The sequence below is a fragment of the Streptomyces sp. NH27 genome, from assembly GCF_056859195.1.
Genome location: NZ_JACEGK010000571.1, coordinates 1 through 4,865, shown reverse-complemented (window position 1 = coordinate 4,865; position 4,865 = coordinate 1). Strand labels below are relative to the sequence as shown.

4 protein-coding genes are annotated in these 4,865 nt (G+C 69.1%); 3 read left to right on the top strand and 1 reads right to left on the bottom strand.

Annotated features, from left to right (window positions below):
• Positions 1 to 1,035, bottom strand: a 1,035-nt coding sequence (locus AC13HU_RS32135; protein ID WP_483045504.1) for an ROK family transcriptional regulator, incomplete at its 3' end; no start/stop codon positions are given.
• Between the two features lie 484 nt (positions 1,036 to 1,519).
• Between AC13HU_RS32135 and AC13HU_RS32130 the strand changes: the two genes are divergently transcribed.
• From AC13HU_RS32130 to AC13HU_RS32120, 3 genes are all read left to right on the top strand, one after another.
• Positions 1,520 to 2,902, top strand: coding sequence for an extracellular solute-binding protein (locus AC13HU_RS32130; RefSeq protein WP_483045503.1), 1,383 nt, complete (start codon positions 1,520 to 1,522; stop codon positions 2,900 to 2,902).
• Complete coding sequence (locus AC13HU_RS32125) at positions 2,899 to 3,837, top strand: carbohydrate ABC transporter permease (protein WP_483045502.1); 939 nt, start codon at positions 2,899 to 2,901, stop codon at positions 3,835 to 3,837. The genes AC13HU_RS32130 and AC13HU_RS32125 overlap by 4 nt, the downstream gene beginning before the upstream one ends.
• 104 nt (positions 3,838 to 3,941) lie before the next feature.
• Positions 3,942 to 4,835, top strand: coding sequence for a carbohydrate ABC transporter permease (locus tag AC13HU_RS32120; RefSeq protein WP_483045501.1), 894 nt, complete (start codon positions 3,942 to 3,944; stop codon positions 4,833 to 4,835).
• Positions 4,836 to 4,865 lie beyond the last annotated feature (30 nt).

The following is a 4,865-nucleotide window of genomic DNA, read 5'->3' as shown; positions in this document are numbered from 1 at the left end:
GCCCAGCACCACCCGGTCCACGTCGAGGAGGGCGACGGCGCCCCGGGCGGCCTGGCCGATACGGGCGGCGGCGGTACGGATGACGTCGCACGCGGCGGGGTCGCCGCGCCGGGCGGCCCGGCACAGCAGCTTCCAGTCCGCGTGCACGGACTCCTCGGCGAGGGCGATCCCGAGCCGCTCGGCGGCCGAACGGCCGTGCCGCTCGCGTAGATCGACCAGCACCGCGGACGGACTGACGTACGGGCCGAGGCAGTTGGCGCCGCCGCAGTGGCAGATCCGGTCGCCGGATTCGACGGCCATGTGCCCGAACTCGCCCGCATTGCTCGAATCCCCGTGCAGCACCGTGTTGTTGAGCACGATGCCGGCACCGATGCCGGTGCCGAGGTAGATGAACAGGAAGCTGCCGGCCCGGGCCCGGCCGCCGATCCAGCGTTCGCCTATGGCCGCGGCGGTCGCGTCGTTGTCCATCGCCACCGGCATCCCGGTGGCGGCGCCGAACATCTTGAGCAGCGGCACCCGGCCCCACCCGGGGAAGTTCGGCGGGAGCACCACGTCGCCGGCGGTGCCGTCGATCGGGCCGGGCGTGGCGATGCCGGTGCCCAGCAGCCGGGCCGGGTCCACCCGGGTCCTGGCGGTGAGCCGCTGCGCGGCGGCGGCGACCCGGGCCACCACGTCCGCCGGCTCGCCGGGGTGGACGAGCTTGACCCGGCGCGAGGCCAGCACCTCCCCGGCCAGGTCGACCACGACGATCACCGCGGCGTCCGGATCGAGTTGCACCCCGACCGCGAAGGCCCCGTCGGCGCGCGGCGAGAGCAGGGTACGTCGCTTGCCGCCGCTGGAGGGGGCGTGCCCGGACTCCGTGATCAGGCCGGCCGCCAGCAGCCGGCGCACCACGTTGGAGACGGTCTGGCTGGTCAACCCGGTCAGCGGGGCCAGTTCGACCCGGCTGACCTGCCCCGCGGTCCGGATCGCGTCCAGGATCACGGCCTGGTTGTAGCCCGCCACCCGGGGCAGGTTGGTTCCACCCTGCGTCACCGCGTCACGTCCTCTCCTCGCCGCGTCACGCCTCCCGGCCGCGTCGCTACGTAACCGCGTCACCGCGCAACGCGTCCCGCTCGCGTCACCACGTGCTGCCCCGCGCTCGCGCCCAAGACCGGTTCCGCGCCCAAGTCCACATTCCGCTTAGGCCCCGCCGCACTCCCCCGTCCTCCCGCGCACACGCCGCCGACAAGCCCGAGCGCACGCCGCCGATGAGCCCCCGAACGCCCGTCGATCCGCCTCGCCGCGCGCCCCGAGTCCGCTTCCGCACCCCCCGACGGCGGGAAGTTTACATGTCAGAAGCGTTGACTTACTCCATCCATTGGATTTAGCTTCGCCGACAACCAGGGCGCCGTCCGCCCTGGTTGCCATGGGGTTTCTCGTTGGGGCCGCTCCTTGGCACACCCGTATCCCGCACCCGTCCCGCGCCCGTCAACAGCGGTCGCGGGCCCCGTTCGGGTACTCCTACCGGAGGTTGAGCGTGCGCACGAGACTCACCGTTGCCACCGGCATCGCCGTTGTCACCGCAGTGCTGGCCGCGACCGCGTCGGGCTGCGGTTCCGGTTCCGGCAGTTCGGGAAAAACGATCAAGGTCGTTTACCAGAAGCAGCTGAACAGCAGCAACACGGTGCAGCCGAACTTCCTGGCCGCCCAGGTCAAGGCGTTCGAGAAGGCGAACCCCGGCACCACGGTCAAACTCGTGCCCGTCACGGCGAGCGAGAACGACTACTACACGAAGATCCAGCTGATGATGCGCTCCCCCGTGACCGCGCCCGACCTGGTCTACGAGGACACCGCCACCATCAACTCCGATGTGGCCAGCGGTTATCTGAAGCCGCTGGACAGCTACCTGGCGACGTGGAAGGACTGGAGCCAGTACGCGGCGGCGTCCAAGGCCGCGATGAAGTACGCCAAGGACGGCAAGACCTACGGCGTCCCGGACAACACCGACACCCGCGGCATCTGGTACAACAAGACGCTCCTCAAGCAGGCCGGAATAGCCCTGCCGTGGCAGCCCAAGACCTGGGCCGACGTGCTCACCGCGGCCCGCACCATCAAGGCCAAGGTGCCCGGGGTCACCCCGATGAACCTCTACACCGGCACCGCCGGCGGCGAGCAGTCCTCGATGCAGGGCTTCGAGATGCTGCTGTACGGCACGGCGGCCGGCGGCGACTCGCTCTACGACGCGGCGCAGCAGAAGTGGGTGGTGGGCAGCTCCGGCTTCAAGGACGCGCTCAACTTCCTGCACACCGTCTACAGCGAGAACCTCGGCCCGAAGGTGCAGACGGCGCTCGGCGTCAACATCGGCGCCCAGGTCGGCACCGAAATGATCCCGCAGGGCAAGCTCGCCATCGACATCGACGGCTCCTGGATGCCCAACAACTGGATCCGCACCGGCCCGAAGCCGTGGCCGCAGTGGGAGACCACGATGGGCGAGACCGCGATGCCCACACAGAACGGGCAGGGCAAGGGCAAGATCAGCATGTCCGGCGGCTGGGCCTGGTCGATCCCGGCGAAGGCGAAGAACACCGATCTCGCCTGGAAGTTCCTCCAGTCGCTGGAGACCGAGTCGGCCTCGGCGCAGTGGAACAACGTCAACGCCACCATCCCGGTCCGCCAGGACGTCGCCGCCGACCCGAAGTACCTCAAGGCGCTGCCCACCAACGAGTTCCTGAGCTCGCTGGTCGCCGACACCTACTACCGGCCCGGCGTGCCCGCGTACACGCAGGTCTCGACCGCGATCCAGAAGGCGATGGAGTCGGTGACCACCGGTCAAGCGTCCGTCGACAAGGCCGCAAGTACGTTCGACAACGATGTCAAGTCCGCGGTCGGCTCGGGCAACACCGTCCAGGGCGCGCAGTGACCTCGTCCACCGCCCCCGCCGCCGGCCGCAGGGGAGCCGGCGGCGGCAAGGCCGACCGGACACCCCTGCCCGCCCCGCTGGCCGGACTACTGCGCGGCCTGCCGGTACTGCCGTCCGTGGTGCTGCTGGCGGTGTTCCTCGCCGGGCCGATCGGGTACTGCGTCTACTACGCCTTCACCGACATGCAGCTCACCGGCGCGTCGGGTACCCACTTCACCGGACTGCACAACTTCTCCCGCGCCTTCGGCGACCCCGACTTCACCAACGCGGTCGAGCTGACCTTGATGTTCGTGGTCGGCTCGGCGGTGATCGGGCAGAACACGCTGGGGCTGGCGCTGGCGGTGCTGATGGAGAAGGCGTCCAAGCCGGTGCGGTCCTTCACCAGCGCCGTGGTGATCTCCGCCTGGGTGCTGCCGGAGGTGGTGGCCGGCTATCTGATGTACGCGTTCTTCTTCCAGCAGGGCTCGCTCAACGCGATCCTGCACTTCCTGCACCTGCCGCAGCAGAACTGGCTCTACACGCTGCCGATCCTGGCGGTGTGCCTCGCCAACGTGTGGCGCGGCACGGCGTTTTCGATGCTGGTGTTCTCCGCGGCGCTCGGTGACGTGCCGCGCGAGCTGGTGGAGGCCGCGGAGGTGGACGGCGCGAATCCGTGGCAGCGGCTGTGGCGGGTGACGCTGCCGGTGATCCGCCGCTCGATCCTGACCAACCTGATGCTGATCACGTTGCAGACGCTGTCGGTCTTCGGCCTGATCTACACGATGACCCGGGGTGGCCCGGGCAACAAGACCGAGACGCTGCCGATCTTCATGTACCAGCAGGCGTTCCAGAACAGCCTGATCGGCTACGGGACCGCCATCGCGCTCGTACTGCTGGTGGTGGGCGCGCTGTTCTCGACGGTCTACATCCGGATGCTCAAAGTCGATGAGGGCTGACGAGCGAGATCCCGCAGTGGCCGGCCGACGAAGGAGGCCGTCCGCGGAGGGAACGAGGAGGAAGACCGGCCAATGAAGAGGAGAACCAAGGTGGAGGAGAACTGATGGCCGTCACCGACAGTCCGCCGATCGCGGCGGCGCCGGCTGCGGACCGTACGCGTCCCGGGCGCTCCCGGCGGAACCGGGCGCGGGCCGGCCGCGGCACGATCAATGTCGTCCTGCTGCTGTTCTCGGTGCTGTACCTGGTGCCGCTGCTGTGGATGGTGCTGGCGTCGTTCAACGCGCACGCCTCGTTCAAGCTGTCGGTGCCGTCGCCGACCACCGCCAACTTCCGCCATGTGCTCACCTACGACACGACGTTCCGCCCGATGCTCAACGGCCTGCTGCTGTGCGGCGGCGGCACCCTGGTCTGCGTGGTGTGCTCGATCCTGGCCGCCTACCCGCTGTCCCGGTTCCGCTCGCGGCTGCGCCGGCCGTTCCTGTACACCATCCTGTTCAGCACCGGGTTGCCGATCACCGCGGTGATGATCCCGGTCTACAGCATGTTCGTGCAGGTCAACCTGATCGACTCGATGCCGGCCACCACGCTCTTCCTGGCCGCGTCGGCGCTGCCGTTCGGGATCTGGCTGATGAAGAACTTCATGGACGGGGTGCCCGTGGTGCTGGAGGAGGCGGCCCGGATCGACGGCGCCAACTCCATGCAGGTGCTGTGGCGGATCGTGCTGCCGCTGATGTGGCCGGGCGTGATCGTCGTGACGATCTTCACCTTCATCAGCATGTGGGGGAACTTCTTCGTCCCCTTCATCCTGCTGCTGACCCCGGAGAAGCTGCCCGCCTCGGTGAGCGTCTTCAACTTCCTCAGCGCGCACGACTACACGCAGTACGGGCAGCTCTCCGCGTTCTCGATCCTGTACTCGATTCCCGTCGTGATGCTCTACCTGGTGCTCGCCCGCCGGCTGGGCGGCGGCTTCGCGCTCGGCGGCGCGCTCAAGGGCTGACCCGCACCCGCCCCCGCCACACCCGATCGC